Annotated in this window: 14 protein-coding genes; 12 read left to right on the forward strand and 2 right to left on the reverse strand. The window is 59.2% G+C overall.

Annotated elements, in window-relative coordinates:
- The first annotated feature begins 88 nt into the window (after positions 1-88).
- The 12 genes from ACR3E4_RS20935 (at position 89) to ACR3E4_RS20990 (ending at position 13,560) form a co-directional block, all read left to right on the forward strand.
- Positions 89-1,015 carry a carbohydrate ABC transporter permease gene (locus ACR3E4_RS20935; RefSeq protein WP_480531326.1) on the forward strand — a complete coding sequence of 309 codons (927 nt, stop codon included), beginning with the start codon at positions 89-91 and terminating at the stop codon, positions 1,013-1,015.
- A 1-nt stretch (position 1,016) separates the two neighbouring features.
- Positions 1,017-1,865: a carbohydrate ABC transporter permease gene (locus ACR3E4_RS20940; protein ID WP_480531327.1), complete on the forward strand. Its 849-nt coding sequence runs from the start codon at positions 1,017-1,019 to the stop codon at positions 1,863-1,865.
- A gap of 22 nt (positions 1,866-1,887) precedes the next feature.
- On the forward strand, positions 1,888-3,228 hold the full coding sequence (gene melA / locus ACR3E4_RS20945) for an alpha-galactosidase (RefSeq protein ID WP_480531329.1): 1,341 nt from the start codon (positions 1,888-1,890) through the stop codon (positions 3,226-3,228).
- Positions 3,229-3,285: 57 nt separating this feature from the next.
- Positions 3,286-4,992: an IlvD/Edd family dehydratase gene (locus ACR3E4_RS20950; protein ID WP_480531331.1), complete on the forward strand. Its 1,707-nt coding sequence runs from the start codon at positions 3,286-3,288 to the stop codon at positions 4,990-4,992.
- Positions 4,992-5,756 carry an SDR family NAD(P)-dependent oxidoreductase gene (locus ACR3E4_RS20955; RefSeq protein WP_480531333.1) on the forward strand — a complete coding sequence of 255 codons (765 nt, stop codon included), beginning with the start codon at positions 4,992-4,994 and terminating at the stop codon, positions 5,754-5,756. Before ACR3E4_RS20950 ends, ACR3E4_RS20955 begins: the two co-directional genes overlap by 1 nt.
- Positions 5,757-5,760: 4 nt before the next feature.
- Complete coding sequence (locus ACR3E4_RS20960; RefSeq protein ID WP_480531335.1) at positions 5,761-6,654, forward strand: 2-dehydro-3-deoxygalactonokinase; 894 nt, start codon at positions 5,761-5,763, stop codon at positions 6,652-6,654.
- Positions 6,651-7,256 (forward strand): 2-dehydro-3-deoxy-6-phosphogalactonate aldolase, encoded by a 606-nt coding sequence (locus tag ACR3E4_RS20965; RefSeq protein WP_480531337.1) that lies wholly within the window; start codon positions 6,651-6,653, stop codon positions 7,254-7,256. The genes ACR3E4_RS20960 and ACR3E4_RS20965 overlap by 4 nt, the downstream gene beginning before the upstream one ends.
- Complete coding sequence (locus ACR3E4_RS20970) at positions 7,253-8,113, forward strand: SMP-30/gluconolactonase/LRE family protein (protein WP_480531339.1); 861 nt, start codon at positions 7,253-7,255, stop codon at positions 8,111-8,113. Before ACR3E4_RS20965 ends, ACR3E4_RS20970 begins: the two co-directional genes overlap by 4 nt.
- The gene (locus ACR3E4_RS20975; RefSeq protein ID WP_480531341.1) at positions 8,110-10,017 is read left to right on the forward strand and encodes a beta-galactosidase; all 1,908 of its coding nucleotides are present in this window, start codon (positions 8,110-8,112) and stop codon (positions 10,015-10,017) included. The genes ACR3E4_RS20970 and ACR3E4_RS20975 overlap by 4 nt, the downstream gene beginning before the upstream one ends.
- 68 nt (positions 10,018-10,085) lie before the next feature.
- Positions 10,086-11,918: a family 1 glycosylhydrolase gene (locus ACR3E4_RS20980; protein ID WP_480531343.1), complete on the forward strand. Its 1,833-nt coding sequence runs from the start codon at positions 10,086-10,088 to the stop codon at positions 11,916-11,918.
- A 36-nt stretch (positions 11,919-11,954) separates the two neighbouring features.
- A complete protein-coding gene (locus tag ACR3E4_RS20985; RefSeq protein ID WP_480531345.1) occupies positions 11,955-12,881 on the forward strand; it encodes a carbohydrate kinase family protein in 927 nt (308 codons plus the stop codon).
- A gap of 13 nt (positions 12,882-12,894) precedes the next feature.
- Positions 12,895-13,560 (forward strand): D-lyxose/D-mannose family sugar isomerase, encoded by a 666-nt coding sequence (locus tag ACR3E4_RS20990; protein ID WP_480531347.1) that lies wholly within the window; start codon positions 12,895-12,897, stop codon positions 13,558-13,560.
- 50 nt (positions 13,561-13,610) lie between these two features.
- Here ACR3E4_RS20990 and ACR3E4_RS20995 read toward each other — a convergent pair whose 3' ends face one another.
- Together ACR3E4_RS20995 and ACR3E4_RS21000 are read right to left on the reverse strand one after the other, a co-directional pair.
- Positions 13,611-14,876 (reverse strand): ABC transporter permease, encoded by a 1,266-nt coding sequence (locus ACR3E4_RS20995; RefSeq protein ID WP_480531349.1) that lies wholly within the window; start codon positions 14,874-14,876, stop codon positions 13,611-13,613.
- The gene (locus ACR3E4_RS21000) at positions 14,873-15,679 is read right to left on the reverse strand and encodes a taurine ABC transporter ATP-binding protein (RefSeq protein ID WP_480531351.1); all 807 of its coding nucleotides are present in this window, start codon (positions 15,677-15,679) and stop codon (positions 14,873-14,875) included. Before ACR3E4_RS21000 ends, ACR3E4_RS20995 begins: the two co-directional genes overlap by 4 nt.
- Between the last annotated feature and the right edge of the window lie 28 nt (positions 15,680-15,707).

Genomic DNA, 15,707 nt, shown 5'->3' on the forward strand with positions numbered 1-15,707 from the left:
CGAACAGGGCCGGGCTGAAGCCCGGCCTATACCAGACCAAAAACGTAGGGCGGGCTTCAGCCCGCCACCCCTCAGCCGGAATGCCGCCATGACCATTGCCGCAGACGTCCCAGAACAGGAAAGCTGGTTCCACCGCAACCAACAGCGCATTGCGCCCTGGCTGTTTCTGGCCCCCGGTCTGCTGTTCTTCATGGTCTATGTGATCATCCCGGTTTTCCAGTCTTTCAACCTGTCGCTTTACGAGTGGGACGGTCTGGGCGCGGCCGAATATGTGGGGTTCCGCAACTACGAAGACCTGTATTGGGAATGGATCGATCAGGATGCCTTCTATATTTCGCTGAAAAACAACCTGATCTGGCTGATCCTTTATCTGGCCGCGATCCCGGCGGGTCTGTTCATCGCGCTGTTCCTGAACCAGACGGTGTGGGGCATTCGCCTGTACAAGTCGTTGTTCTTCTTTCCATTCGTAATCTCTCAGGTCGTTGTCGGTCTTGTGTTTACGTGGTTCTACGACCCGACCTTTGGCCTGCTGAACGAGTTCCTTGGTTTCTTTGGTCTCGGACCATTGAATGTGCTGGGCGACGAAAGGTTCGTGACCTATGGCATCATCTTCGCGGGCCTCTGGCCGCAAACGGCGTATTGCATGATCCTGTATCTCACCGGCCTGAACGCGGTGGACCCCGAACAGATCGAGGCTGGACGTCTGGATGGCGCCAAAGGCTGGCGGATGCTGTGGCACATCATCCTGCCGCAACTTCGCCCGGCCACCTTTATTGCCTTCGTGGTCACCATCATCGGCGCGCTGCGGTCGTTCGACCTGATCTCGATCATGACCCAGGGCGGGCCGTTCGGGTCGTCCCGCGTGCTGGCCTATTACATGTTCGAAGTCGCCTTGTCCGAATACGGTTTCCGCATGGGTTACGGGGCGGCCATCGCGGTGATCCTGTTCCTCATCATGCTCTGCTTCATCGCCTATTTCCTGTGGTCGATGTACCGTGAAGAGAAGGGGCACTGAGATGTTTCCCACACCCATCGAAAAACAACCCCGCGCGGCGCAGATCACCTATCAGGCTATGCTGCCGCTCGCTCTGTTGCTGTGGCTGGGCCCGCTGCTGGCGGTCGCCCTGTTCTCGGTCAAACCCGCGGCTGACTTTACAAACGCCAACTATTGGGGGATGCCCTCCAGTTTTGAAGGCGCGTTCAACTATGGGCAGGTCTTTTTCAACTCGGACATGCCGCGGTACCTGCTGAACTCGTTCCTGATCACCATACCGACCGTGATCGGAGCCGTTGCGCTCAGTTGTATGACCGGGTTTGCCCTGGGCATCTACAAGTTCAAATCGAACCTGTGGATCTTCTTCATGTTCGTCGCGGGCAATTTCGTGCCCTTCCAGATCCTTATGGTGCCGGTACGCGATCTGACGCTGGAACTGGGCCTCTACAACACCAAAACCGGTCTGGTGCTGTTCCACATCGCGTTCCAGACCGGATTCTGCACCCTGTTCATGCGCAACTTCATCCGCGCCCTGCCTTTTGAATTGATCGAGGCCGCGCGGGTGGAAGGGATCAGCGAATGGCGCATCTTCTGGTATGTGGTTCTGCCGCTGATGAAGCCTGCCATTGCGGCGCTCAGTGTGTTGATCTTTACCTTCATCTGGAACGACTATTTCTGGGCCGTCGTGCTGACCCAGGGCGCCGAAAGCCAGCCAGTGACGGCCGGGATCACTAGCTTTAATGCGCAATTCCGCGCCGCCTATCAGTTGATGAGCGCCGGTTCAATCGTCGCAGCTCTGCCGCCGGTGGCCATGTTCTTCCTGATGCAGAAACATTTCATCGCAGGCCTGACCCTCGGTGCCGTAAAATAACGTCAAGCCAAAGGTTTGCCCTATGACCAAGATCGCCTTTGTCGGTGCAGGTTCGACGATCTTCATGCAGAATATCGTGGGCGATGCACTGCTGACCCCGGCCCTTGCCAACAGCCACTTTGCGCTGATGGATATCGATGCGAAGCGCCTTGCCGAAAGCGAGGCGGTGGCCCGCGCCATGATCCGCTCGGTTGGCACTGGCGCGACGGTTTCTACCCACACGGACCGACGCGCGGCGCTGGAAGGGGCGGATTTCGTCATCACCGCCTTCCAGATTGGCGGCTACAGGCCCTGTACGGTGACCGATTTCGAGATCCCCAAGCAATACGGGTTGCGCCAGACCATTGCCGATACGCTGGGCGTTGGCGGCATCATGCGCGGGCTGCGCACGGTTCCGGTGCTTTGGGATGTGGCGCAGGACATGATGCAACTGTGCCCCGATGCGACCTTGCTGCAATATGTGAACCCGATGGCGATAAACACATGGGCGCTGGCGGAACGGTTTCCGGCCTTGAAGCAGGTGGGCCTGTGCCATTCCGTCCAGAACACAGTCGAGGAACTGGCCCATGACCTGGACCTGCCCAAAGACGAGATCCGCTACAAGGTCGCAGGCGTCAACCACGTCGCATTTTTCCTGCGTTTAGACCATGAGGGCCGCGATCTTTACCCCGCCCTGCGGCGCGGCTATGCCAGCGGGCACCTGCCCAAGCCACCCCTTCTGATGCCGCGTTGCCCCAACAAAGTACGTTATGAGGTGATGGATCATCTGGGTTATTTCTGCACCGAAAGCTCGGAACATCTGGCGGAATACGTGCCGTGGTTCATCAAGGACGGACGTGCCGATCTGATCGAGCAATTCTCGATCCCGCTGGACGAATATCCAATCCGGTGCGAGGAACAGATGGCCAGTTGGAAAGAACAGGCCCTGACGCTGACGGATGGTCGCGACATCGCGGTGACCCGCAGCCATGAATTTGCCGCCGACCTGATGAACGCCATCGTAACAGACACACCTTATACGGCTTACGGAAACCTGCCCAATACTGGGCAAATCCCGCAACTGCCCATGGGCGCTGCGGTGGAAACCCCCTGTCTGGTCGATGGCAACGGGGTTCAGCCCTCGGTCGTCACCGATATCCCGCCACAACTGATCGCCCTGATGCGCAACCAGATCAATGTGCAGGAACTGACGGTTCGTGCTTTGGTCGACCAGAACCCGGAATTCATTTATCACGCCGCCATGATGGACCCGCACACTGCAGCCGAGCTTGACCTGCGCCAGATCCGCAATCTGGTGAGTGATCTTCTGACCGCCCATGCAGACTGGCTGCCCGACTGGTGCCGCCCGGCGCGCGCCGCCTGATCTTCATCTTTTCACAAATACTCACTTCCAACCGCAGCCACGAAAAGCCCCGCCAAAATGACAAAACGCCGCTCACAGCACTGGTACGGAAAGCTCGACAAGGACGGGTTCATCCATCGGTCATGGATGAAAAACCAGGGCTTCCCTGACCACGCTTTCGATGGCCGTCCGGTCATCGGCATCTGCAATACATGGTCGGAACTGACCCCCTGCAATTCGGGCCTGCGTGACCTCGCCGAAGGTGTCAAACGCGGTGTGTGGGAGGCCGGGGGCTTTCCGGTCGAATTCCCGGTCATGTCGCTGGGCGAAACGCAGATGAAGCCCACCGCCATGCTGTTCCGAAATCTGCTTGCGATGGATGTCGAGGAATCCATCCGCGCCTATGGCATCGACGGCGTCGTCCTGCTGGGCGGGTGCGACAAGACCACACCGGGGCAGTTGATGGGCGCGGCCTCGGTCGATCTGCCCTCGATCGTGGTCAGTTCCGGTCCGATGCTGAACGGCAAATATCGCGGTCAGGATATCGGTTCAGGCACCGATGTGTGGAAGTTCTCCGAGGCCGTCCGGGCCGGAGAGATGACCCTGCAGGATTTCATGAACGCCGAATCCGGCATGTCGCGCAGCGCCGGGGTCTGCATGACCATGGGCACCGCGTCCACCATGGCCTCGCTGGTCGAGGCGATGGGCATGAGCCTGCCAACCAATGCCGCCCTGCCCGCCGTTGATGCCCGCCGCATGGCGCTGGCGCATCTGACCGGCAAGCGGATTGTCGAGATGGTAGACGAAGACCTCAAGCCCTCGGACATTCTGACCAAGGAGGCGTTCGAAAACGCCATCCTGACCAATGCCGCCGTTGGAGGGTCTACCAATGCGGTAGTGCATCTGCTGGCGCTGGCGGGTCGTGTGGGCGTGGATCTGGCGCTGAAGGATTTCGAGCTTGGGTCCGATATCCCGCTGCTGGTGAACTGCATGCCATCGGGCAAATACCTGATGGAGGATTTCTGCTATGCGGGCGGTGTGCCGGTTGTGCTGAACGAACTCAAACCCTTCCTGCGTCCCGCAAAAACGGTGCTGAACAAGGATATTTCGGCCCATTACGAGGGGGCCGAGTGTTTCAACTCCGACGTCATCCGCCCGTTCAATGACCCGGTAAAACCCGCCGCCGGGCTGCGCGTTCTGCGCGGCAATCTGGCGCCGAACGGGGCCATCGTGAAACCCTCGGCCGCCACCGACGCGCTTCTAGAAACCGAGGCCGAGGCTTACGTCTTCGAGAATATCGAAGACCTGAAGGCCAATATCGACCGTGACGACTTGCCAGTGACGGCCAATACCATTCTGGTGCTCAAGGGCTGCGGTCCCAAAGGCTATCCCGGCATGCCCGAGGTCGGCAACATGCCGATCCCGGCCAAGCTGGTGAAAGATGGTGTGCGTGACATGATCCGCATCTCGGACGCGCGCATGTCGGGCACCGCCTTCGGCACCGTCATCCTGCATGTCAGCCCCGAGGCGCAGGCAGGCGGCCCACTGGCGCTGGTCAAAACTGGCGACCGCATCCGTGTTTCTGCCAGCAAAGGCGAGCTGGAGTTGCTGGTGGATCAAAAGGAACTGGACGCCCGCCGTGCTGAATGGCAACCGGACGAACCGCACTACACGCGCGGCTACGCGAAACTGTATATCGATCACGTTTTGCAAGCCGATCAGGGGGCTGACCTTGATTTTCTTGTCGGCAAAGATACCCGCCTTGTCACCAGAGAGAGCCATTGATGACACAGCCCGCCACATTCCACGATCTGAACGGCGCTTCGGTCTATATCACCGGCGGCGGCTCGGGCGTTGGGGCCGCGCTGACCGATGGGTTCATGGCACAAGGAGCCAATGTCGCCTTCATCGGCCGTTCCGACGCCAGTGCCTTTGTCGACGAAATGCGCAACAAGCATGGCCGCACGCCGCTGTTCCTGCAGGGTGACATGACGGATATCGAACTTCTGCACGCCACAATGCAAAAGGCTGCCGAAGCGCATGGTCCGCTGAACGTGCTGGTCAACAACGCGGCCAATGACAAACGCCATGGGCTAAAGGAAACCACTTCTGAGTTCTGGGACTGGATGATTGAGGTGAACCTCAAGGCCTATTACTTCGCCTGTCAGGAAGCTGCCCGGCAAATGGACAAGGGCGGGTCGATCATCAATTTCAGCTCGATCAGCTATATGATGGGCAACTCCGGCTATCCGATCTACACGACCTCGAACGCGGGGATCACCGGCATGACCCGGTCACTGGCGCGCGAACTGGGGCCGCAGAACATCCGGGTGAATGCGCTGGCCCCGGGCTGGGTGCTGACCCAGAAGCAGTTGGATATGTGGGCCACGCCCGAAGATCTGGCCGCGCATCTGGAACGACAATGCTTGAAAGAACACCTCACACCCGAAGACATGGTTGCACCGACGCTGTTTCTTGCGTCAAAGGCCAGCCATGCAATGACCGGCCAGTGCATGGTGGTTGATGGTGGTGTGGTGACAACGGGATGACAACATGAACACGGATTGGATCGCAGTTGATTGGGGAACATCCCGCCTGAGAGCGTGGGCCATGCAGAATGACCGCATTCTGGACCATGCCCAATCACAGGATGGTATGTCCAAAACAGCCGGCGGCGACTTTCAAGCGGCATTGATGGCGCTGATTGAACCCTGGCTCCCTTCCGCCCCCGTAGACGTGATCACCTGCGGCATGGTCGGAGCCCGGCAAGGCTGGGTCGAGGCACCCTATGTCACTGTCCCTTCGACCCCGGTGCCAACATCTCCGATCCGCGTCCCCAATACAGACCCCCGTATTCACGCCTTTGTCGTACCCGGTCTGAAACAATCCGACCCTGCGGACGTCATGCGCGGTGAGGAAACACAGATTGCTGGCTATCTAGCCGGGCATCCAAATTGGGACGGCGTCATCTGTTTGCCCGGCACCCATACCAAATGGGTGCAGATCAGCGCCGGAGAGGTGATCAGTTTCCGCACCTTCATGACGGGCGAGATGTTCGACCTGCTGCGCGGGCAATCGGTCCTGCGGCACTCGGTCGGGGACGGATGGGATGACAATAGCTTTGGCGAAGCGGTCGCTGATGCCCTGTCGAAACCGGAACAGCTTGCTGCGCGCCTGTTCGGGCTTCGCGCCGCCGACCTGTTGCATGGACAAAGCAAGTCGGTTGCGCGGGCGCGATTGTCCGGCCTGTTGATCGGCGCGGAGCTTGCCGCGACACGACCTTATTGGTTGGGGCAGCAACTGGCCATTGTAGGATCAGAAGATATGACCAACGCCTATGCCGCAGCGCTTAAGCAACAAGGCGCGATGGTTGAAACAGCAGAGGCCACAACCGCAACTCTTGCAGGTTTGCGACAGGCCCGGTCTCTGACGAAGGAAACCGCATGAGCCGGCCCATAATTGCAATCCTGCGCGGTTTGACCCCGCCCGAAGCCGCCGCCGTCGGACACGCGCTGATTGACGCCGGGATCGACCGGATCGAAGTGCCGTTGAATTCGCCCGGCCCGTTGGAAAGCATCGGCGTTCTGGCACGCGAATATGGCGAGAACGCCCTGATCGGCGCGGGTACTGTCCTGAAGCAGGATGAAGTCGACGCCGTGGCCGCGGTCGGAGGTCAGCTGATCGTTTCACCCAATTGCGACGTCGACGTCATCTCTCACACCCGCAGCCTTGGTCTTGAAAGCTGGCCCGGCGTGTTCACCCCGTCCGAGGCCTTTTCGGCACTCAAGGCCGGTGCGAGCGGTCTGAAGCTGTTTCCGGGGTCCATGGCCGGACCCTCGGGTCTTGCCGCGATGCGGCCGATCTTGCCTGCCGGAACCCAGGTGTTTGCGGTTGGCGGAGCGGGGCCTGAGAACTTCAGGGACTGGATAAAGGCCAGCGCAGATGGGTTTGGCATCGGGTCCGCGCTTTATAAACCCGGCATGTCGGTCGGGGATATCTCCGAACGCGCCCGCCAGATCGTTGCGGCCTATGACGAGGCCATCGCATGAGCCAAATCTTTGACGATCACCCCTGTGAACTGGGTGAAGGGCCGTTGTGGCACCCTGAACGGCAACAATTGTTCTGGTTCGACATTATCGGCAAACGCCTGATGTCGCGTGAGGGGGATAACAGGCAGGTCTGGCAGTTTGATGAGCATGTCTCGGCCGCAGGCTGGGTTGATCGCGACACGCTGCTGATTGCGTCTGAAACCGGGCTCTGGCGGTTTGGACTGGAAACCGGCGAGAAAGAACTGATAGCGCCGCTTGAGGCGGACAACACGATCACGCGTTCTAATGACGGGCGCGCCGACCCATGGGGCGGGTTCTGGATTGGCACCATGGGCAAGCAGGCTGAGGCTGGTGCCGGGTCAATCTATCGCTATTGGCAGGGAGAGCTGAGGTGTTTGGTCGGGGACATCACAATCTCGAACGCGATCAGCTTTGCGCCCAATCGGTCGTGCGGCTATTTCTGCGACACTGTCACGAAACAGGTCATGCGATGGCGGTTGAACGCACAGACCGGATGGCCCGAAGGGGACGCAGCTGTCTTTCTCGACCTCACGCAAGAGGGTCTGAACCCGGATGGTGCCGTCGTGGATGCTCAAGGCAATATCTGGATCGCCCAATGGGGTGCCAGCCGTGTGGCCGCTTATGATGTGAACGGGCAGTTTCTACGCGCAATCGGTTTCGACGCGCTCCACACGTCCTGCCCTGCATTCGGAGGAGATGACCTGACCACTCTGTTCTGCACCTCAGCCCGACAAGGGCTGGACGCGGACGTCCTGAGTTCAAACCCAACCAACGGTATGACCCTTTGCGCGCGAAACGTTGCGCAGGGACAGATGGAACATAGGGTCCGCTTATGAAACCCGAACTTGGCGTATGCTATTATCCGGAGCACTGGCCCGAAACACAGTGGTCCGAAGACGCAGAGCGTATGGTGCGGGCAGGCCTGAAATGGGTTCGTATCGGCGAATTCGCCTGGAGTCGGCTGGAGCCAACGCCCGACGATCTGCAATTCGACTGGCTTGATCGCGCGGTTGAGGTGTTGGGCACGGCGGGGTTGAAGGTGGTGATGGGTACACCTACGGCAACGCCACCCCGGTGGATGCTGGATAAGCACCCCGACATGCTGGCCTTTGACGACCAAGGCAACCCGCGCAAGTTCGGATCGCGCAGGCACTACTGTTTCAGCCACGAAGGTTATGTTGCTGAAAGCGTGCGTATCGCGCGGATCATGGGCGAACACTATGGGCGCAATCCACATGTCGTCGCGTGGCAGATCGACAATGAATATGGCTGTCACGACACGACGCTCAGCTACAGCCCCGTGGCGCTGCAGGCCTTTCGGGGCTGGCTGAAGGAGCGTTATGGGACGGTTCAGGCACTGAATGAGGCCTGGGGCAATGTGTTCTGGTCGATGGAATATAACAGCTTTGACCAGATCGACCTGCCTAATTTGACAGTTACGGAACCCAACCCATCCCACGTAATGGCCTTCCGCAGGTTCAGTTCAGATCAGGTTGTGGCCTTCAACAAAGCACAGGTCGATGCGCTGCGCCCGCTGACCGATGCGCCGCTGCTGCACAATTATATGGGCCGGGTCTTGGAGTTTGATCACTTCGAGGTCGGCAAGGACCTCGATATCGCCACGTGGGACAGTTATCCGATTGGCTTTCTGTCCGACCGGCTTGAGGCTGATGACGCCCACAAGTCCGCTTTCCTGCAGCAGGGCGATCCGGATATGCAGGCGTTTCATCACGACCTCTACCGCGCGGTTGGCCGTGGACGCTGGTGGGTGATGGAACAACAGCCGGGCCCGGTGAACTGGGCACCCTACAACCCTGCCCCGCTGCCCGGTATGGTACGCCTCTGGTCACTTGAAGCGGTGGCGCATGGCGCTGAAGTTGTCAGCTATTTCCGCTGGCGGCAGGCGCCGTTCGGGCAAGAACAGATGCATGCGGGCCTTTTGACTCCGTGGGGGGAAGATGCCCCCGCTCTGGCCGAGGCCAGACAGACCGCCGATGAATTGGCCGAGCTTGGAAAGATTGCCCCCGCGCGCGCGAAGGTGGCGATCCTGTTCGACTATGCCTCGGACTGGGCGTGGGAGACGCAACCTCAAGGCGCGGGATTTGGATATTTCCGCCTTGTGTTTTCGGCCTATCGGGCGCTGCGGCGCGCGGGGCTTTCCGTGGATATTCTCTCTGCGTCAGATCCGCTGCCCGAAGGGTATAACCTGATCCTGGCGCCCGGTCTTGCGAGTATCTGCGAGGAGCTGCAGCAGGAACTGCGCAAAGCCAAACTCGCAATCCTCGGCCCGCGCACCGGCGCTATCACGCCCGAATTCCGCATTCCCGACCACGGACGCCCCGGTCTTTCGGCCATGGATTGCTCGGTCGATCTGGTCGAGACCCTGCCCCCCGGCACCGAACGCCCGGTTCAAGGCGGCGGCGCAATTATTCATTGGGCCGAGCGCCTGTCTGGAAACGCACCCGACCTGCTGAGCTTTACCAACGGCGAGGCAGTTCTAAAGGGGGATGCCAACCTCTGGTATCTGGGCGGTTTCCCGGATGAGCCTCTTTGGGAAAGGATCATCGCCATGGCGGCGACGCAGACAAATCTGCCCATGATACAGATGCCGCCGGGTTTGCGGCGGCGCGAGACAGCGACCCATGAGGTTCTGATCAACTACAACGCAGACCCTGTCGTCTGGCAGGACATCCGGATCGACGGTTGCGACGTTGTGTTCCAAACGCGCCGACAGCCTTAATCATAAGGGTAGATAACGCTAACATAACCTGCTAGGTGGCATGCGCAGGTCACGCCCAACAGGTTGCAATGATGAAATACACCCGTTCAGACTTTCCCGATGGATTCCTGTTTGGTGCGGTCGAACCTGCGCAGATAGCGCGAGGATTCGACAGCTATCGCTTGCACATTCACTGGAACCAGATTCAGCCGGATGGGCACTCTCTGGACACCGAGGCCCTGGATCGCCTTGCGCAGCAGATTGATCTGGTACTGGAACACGGGCTGCGGCCCTGCATAACGCTCGGGCATGAAACTTTGCCCGCCGCACTGGAAGATCTTGGCGGATGGCGCAATCGGGACATCGCCAAACGCTTTGCTGATTTCGCCGAAACAGTCGTGGCCCGGACCGGCGAGCTTTTGTTCAGCGTCGCAACCATTGGCCTCTGCCCCAGCCAAGGAAATGACCAACGCAGCAACACGCGAAGCCTGCATCACCAGTTGCTGGCCCATGGCCATGCGGTGCAAGCGATGCGCAGTTTTGGCGTGACCAATATTGGCACAGAACTGAACCACGTACGGGAGGCGATCATCGGCGGCTCCTATCCTGCATCACTGCTCGGCGAATGTGTCACCCATCTGCCAGACGCGTGTCAGCACGACCTTGCCATCATCGCTGAACCGGTGGACTGGTATGGCCTTGCGGCGCAAGACTTGCCAAATCTCCTCGCTAAACAGGGTTATTCCCATGACCTGCCGCTAGTGGTCACGCTGGATGGTGATGCCCCGACTGAATTGGGGCGTGAGCTGGACGTGGTGCAAGACGCGCTTCGGCAGAGCATGCCGATCACAGGTGTTTTCCTGAATACTCAGAACTCAGAGCTTATGACCGTCCTAACCGATCAGCCACGCCCGGCGCCATGGGTCAGGCCCCAAAGCCATGTGCACGCCCATTGGAACCTTGTGGCGGATATCGGCGGTACCAACACACGGTTGGGCGTCGTCACCAACGGAGAGCTGACGGATCTGCAAAAACACCCGACAGGTACACTGTCCGATCTACAAGAGGCGTTGCACAGCCTGCGTGATGAAATTGGCACCGATCCGCGCGCCGTGGTTGCCGCAGGCGCCGGTCCGGTTAAGGATGGTGCCATTCGTTTTACCAACGCCAATCTGGTGCTGACCGAAGATGAACTCGCCCAGGCCACAGGTGCGCGCCACACTTTTGTGATCAACGATTTCACCGCTGCTGCATGGTCGGTGGCCGAAATCACCGGTGATCATGTTGAGGTTCTGCAAGGGGAAGGCACGCCTCCGATGGGAACCCGTTTGGTTGTGGGACCAGGGACCGGACTGGGCGTCGGCGCTTTGATTTGGTCCGAAGGGCATTTCCACACGGCCTCGGGCGAAGGCGGACATATGGGTCTGTCGCCAAGGCACCGCGATGAGGTCGAAATCTTCGACGCTGCCCTGCGCATCGTGCCGGAATGCTTCTTCGACGACAGTCTTGTGATGGAGGCCGAGATGTTCCTGAGCGGCACGGGCCTGCCGGTCCTGTATCAGGCCATCGGAATGGCGCACGGTTTGGCCGAACCCGCTGTGCGATCCGCAAAGGACATCCTGCAGGACGCGCAGGATGGCACGGATCCTTGCGCCGTCAAAGCCGCGCGTATGTTTACCGAACATCTCGGCGCGATCATGGGGGATTTGGCGGTGGCGCTGGTTCCAACAGGTGGTGTGTTTCTGGTTGGCGGCGTTGCTGCAAAGAACCGTTGGCTGTTCGGGCAGGATTTCCTGCGCGCCTTCAATGCAGGCGGCCGGTTCGACGCGCTGCGACAGGGCATGAATGTCTATGTCTCGGAACAGGATGAGTTCGGCATTGTTGGCGCTAACAATTTCTGCAAGAATGCACTTGCGCGATAGGGTCCCGATGGATCTGCCAAAGGAAAGGACAGCAGGATGATCCTGTGCTGCGGAGAAGCGCTGATCGACATGATTGCCGCCCCGACCGTTTCAGGCGAACACGGGTTTGTACCGCATTCCGGCGGGGCCATCTTCAACACCGCGATTGCATTGGGGCGATTAGGGGCTCAGGTCGGGCTTCTGAGCGGCCTTTCGAACGATATGTTCGGGGAACAACTGACCGCCACATTGCAGATCAGCCATGTGTCAACCAGCCATATCATCCGCTCGGATCGCCCGACGACATTTGCCTTTGTGCAGCTTCAGGACGGTCACGCGACATATAGCTTTGTCGACGAAAATTCAGCGGGCCGGATGTTGCGGCCCGAAGACATGCCGGATCGGCTGCCCGGGATCTCGGCACTGTATTTCGGCGGGATCAGCCTAGCCTGCGAGCCCTGTGCAGACGCCTATGCGGCGCTGCTGGAGCGTCACGGTGCAGACCGTGCCGTCATGCTGGACCCGAACATTCGGCCAAGCTTCATCAAGGACCAGACACGCTATCGCACCCGGCTGAACCGGATGATCGCGCAGGCCGATATCGTCAAAGTCTCGGACGAGGATCTCGACTGGATCATCCCCGGCCCGGAAACTCATGCCGAGAAGATACCTCTGTTGCTGCAAGCCGGACCCTCGGTAGTGATCGTCACTCGCGGCGGTGATGGCGCAACGGGTTATCTTGCTGATGGTTCAGTGGCCTCGGCCCCGGCTCAGAAGGTCGATGTCATCGATACCGTTGGCGCGGGCGATACTTTCAACGCTGGCGTTCTTGCTCAACTGGACCGGGCCGGACATCTCAGCAAAACGGCGCTGCGATCCCTCTCGGCGAATGACTTGAAAGCAGCGCTGGAACTGGGCGCGCAGGTGGCTGCCATAACCGTATCCCGTGCCGGGGCAAACCCGCCCTGGGCGCATGAAATTTGACAGGCACGAGACCATGAAACGATCCGACATCAACCGCATCAAGGCTGAAGCACAAGCCTTTATCCACTCGTTTGGAGCTGTTTTGCCACCCTTTGCCGAGTGGTCACCCGAGCAAATGCGTAGTGACGAGGCAGCAGGCATCCGTGACCGGGGTCTGGGCTGGGATATCACCGACTATGGCCAAGGTCGGTTCGACGAGCTGGGCCTGTTTCTGTTCACCCTGCGCAACGGTGATGTGAAGGATCTGAACCTAGGGCGCGGCATGCTTTACGCCGAGAAACTGTTAATCTCGCGCGACATGCAACTCTCGCCCATGCACCGGCATATCCTGAAGGCCGAAGACATCATCAATCGTGGTGGTGGTGATTTGGTGATGGAGATTTATGCCTCGGATTCTGACGGTGGTATCGACCGTGAAACGCCGGTCGTTGTTCCCAGCGACGGGTGCCCGATCACCATTAAGCCCGGTGAATTGCTGCGCCTGAAACCGGGTCAGAGTGTCACCCTGATGCCAGGCATCTGGCATGCCTTCTGGGCCGAACAGGGCGATTGTCTGATTGGAGAGGTCTCGACCGTGAACGATGACCGCACGGACAACGTATTCAAAGACCCGATCCCGCGCTTTGCAAGCATCGAAGAAGACGCCGCACCGGATTTTTTGCTGGTATCCGACTACTGAACGGCCCCCGAAATTATTCGGGAGCCGCTTCTATGCTGTGATCCGACAGATCAGCTGCGGCCTTTCCACGGCACCAGCCAGTTTTCAGCCTTGCGCATCAGGATATCGATGCCATAGCCAATCACACCGATCAGAACGATCCCCATGATCACGATATCGGTCAGCTGGAACTTGGACGCGGCGATGATCATCATCCCGGCGCCTTTCTGGGCTGCCACCAGTTCAGCAGCAACAACCGTACCCCAGCAAACGCCCATAGCCACCCGGGCGCCCGTGAAAATCTCGGGCAGCGAATTGGGCACGATGACATAACGCATGATCTGCCACTTGGAGGCCCCAAGCGAATAGGCTGCATGGATTTTCGAGATATTCACCCCGGAAACCCCTGCACGCGCAGCGATGGTCATGATCCAAAGCGCCGCCAGGAACAGCAGGACGATCTTGCCGGTCTCCCAGATACCAAACCAGATGATGACCAGCGGGATCAGCGCCAGCGGCGGCACCGGACGCATGAACTCGACAATCGGGTCGAACCAGCCACGGAACCAGCCGGACAGGCCCATCGCATAGCCCAGCGGTATCCCGACTAATGCACCGGCGACAAACCCGGCGATCACGCGCAGCAATGACCAGCCCAGATGCTGCCACAGCGAGAAGTTCTGATATCCCTCGCTTGCGATTTCAAAGAACCGCGCGACAACCGTTTCCGGTGCGGGCAGCCAGATCGGGTTCATCTGAAGGCCCTGTTTGGGCGTAAAACTGATCGCGCCCTTGCCGGTTAGCCGAACTTCACCATTACCCGTGTCAATTGTGTCATCCGGGCCAATCGGTGCACCATTGATAGCGATGATCTTGGCACCATCCTTGCGGGTCACCTCATCATTCTTGTCGAACAGAATGGTCGAGGACCGGCCTGCGGGTGCTGCAAAGGCCACATCCTTGGCAAAGCCGCTGCCGGGCTCAACCTCGAAATCTTCCGCCTCTTCGCCGAAGGCCGGAACGCGCACGAACACCGTCGCATCGTCGGTGCTGCCGTCGGGATGTTCCAACGTATAGGTGAACTGCGTCTCGCCAACAAATGGCCCCGGTACGTGGATCGGCATGATCTTCGAGCCGGTGAAAGCCCCCCAGATCAGAAAGATCACCACCACCGAGATGATCGAGGCGGCCCTGTCCGCGCGAACAGCGCTTTCATCCCCGAAGGTTACCGTCTTGAGGCTGGTGAAATCCTGACGCGCATGCAGGCCACGCCGCAAGGCGTACACGATGAAGAATGCGCCGGCAAAGAGACCGATATAGAAAAGAAGGACAATCATGCGACCTGCTCCGTCCGACCCATGATTTCTTCTTCCATTTCCCAGATCATCGACAGGATTTCGTCGCGTTTTTCGGCGAAGCCTTCGGATTTCTTCACGTCACGCAGGTCCGCATTCACGCCGCGTTCCGCAAAAGGAAGATTGTATTCCTTGTGGATCCGCCCGGGCCGAGGCGCCATGACGATCAGGCGTTCGCCCAGCAACAGGGCCTCTTCAACCGAGTGCGTAATGAGGATGATGGTCTTGCCCGTCTCTTTCCAGAGCTTCAGCACCAGACCCTGCATCTTTTCACGTGTCAGCGCATCCAAAGCGCCCAAAGGTTCGTCCATCAGAATAACATCCGGCTCGTTGGCCAGACAGCGGGCAAGTGCAACACGCTGCTGCATACCGCCGGACAGTTCGTAAACCGCCTTTTCCTTGAAGTCCTGCAAACCCACGACTTCCAGCAAGTGGTCCGATATCTTTTCCCGCTGGGCTCTGGGCATGCCTTTCATGCGGGGGCCGAATTCCACATTGTCGCGCACGTTCATCCACTCAAACAGCGCGCCCTTCTGAAATACCATTCCGCGTTCGGCATCGGGGCCGGTGACAACGTGACCGTTAAGTTCAACGGTGCCCGAGGTCGGTGCAAGAAACCCGGCCAGAATGTTCAGCAAAGTTGTCTTGCCGCACCCCGACGGGCCCAGCACGGACATCAGCTCACCCTCTTTGAGGCTAAGCGAAACGTCCTTGAGGGCTTGCACTGACGCACCATTGGGCAGGTCAAAGCGCATCGACACCTTCTTTATGTCCAATCCGGACATCGCATTTCCTTCCTGTTTTTATTATGAG

Source organism: Ruegeria sp. AP11, from assembly GCF_056535865.1.